The sequence below is a fragment of the Pedobacter frigidisoli genome (assembly GCF_032678525.1).
In the GTDB taxonomy this organism is placed as follows: Bacteria; Bacteroidota; Bacteroidia; order Sphingobacteriales; family Sphingobacteriaceae; genus Pedobacter; species Pedobacter frigidisoli_A.
The window spans coordinates 1-1,151 of record NZ_JAVTSE010000020.1; the positions used below are offsets into that span (position 1 = coordinate 1).

General features: G+C 39.1%; 1 protein-coding gene. It reads left to right on the forward strand.

Features of this window, described 5'->3' with window-relative positions; translation table 11 throughout:
* Nucleotides 1-1,151: OmpA family protein (locus R2Q80_RS21875; protein ID WP_316801649.1), on the forward strand; the 1,151-nt coding region annotated here is incomplete at both ends.

Genomic DNA, 1,151 nt, shown 5'->3' on the forward strand with positions numbered 1-1,151 from the left:
ACTGGTCGTTTCTCTCCAACCCAATTCCGTACCTGGTCAATCGGTGTTCACGGAGGTGTATTAAGCCCAAATACCATCTTTAACGGAAAAGACAGAGATTTCCAGACTGCTAAAGAAAACATTGGTTACGGTGGTTATATCAAAAAACAAATTTTACCTGCTTTAGGTATCCAGGCAGATTTCCTTGCTGGTAAAGTAGAGGGCTTAAGAGCGACTACTGGTTTAGATGCAAACGGTAACTATACTTCAACCAACAATTCTGAATTTAAAACCAATATCCAATGGTCGGGTGCAGTATCGGCGGTATGGAATGTAGCCAACATTAACATCAACAAAACTGATGGTGTGTTGATCCCCTATTTAAAAGGTGGTGCGGGTTATATGTCATCAGGTGCTACTACTTCAGGAACGCCTGCTGCTTTAACTGATCAGGGTTCATACAGAGAAGGATGGTTCATCCCGGTTGGTGCCGGTTTCAAATTAGCAGTAGCTAAAGGTATTAACTTAGACTTCGGTTATGATGTTAACTTCCTTAAAACTGATAAGTTTGACGGATATAACATTGGTGGTTACGACAGATTCTCTTACGGACACGCAGGTTTAGAATTTGCTTTGGGAAGTAAAGAAAAACCACAATTACAAAACTATAGTTCATTAGCTGCTTTAAACAAATCTACTGCTGAAGAAAGTGCTGAATTAAGAAGAGCATTATCTACTGCAGAAGAAAATGCAGCCAGAGACAGAGCACAATATGTTAAAGACCTTGCTGATGATGATAACGATGGTGTAGCAAACAAATTTGACAAATGCCCAGGAACAGCATCAGGTACTGTTGTAGATGGTTCAGGATGTCCGTTAGCTGCTCCAACAACTAAAGTAATTAAAGAAACTACGGTAATTACTGAAGCTGACCGTAAAGTAGTAAGAGACGCGATTTCTAACTTAGAATTTGATTTAGGTAAATCAACTATCCGTTCTAAATCATTTGCTACATTAAACAGAGTAGCTGGATTATTGGTAGAGAAAAACTTTAGCCTAAAATTAGCTGGCCACACTGATAACACTGGTGGCAGAGAATTAAACCTACGTTTATCTAAAGAAAGAGCTGAATCAGTAAAAGCTTATTTAGTATCTCAAGGTGCTAACGCATC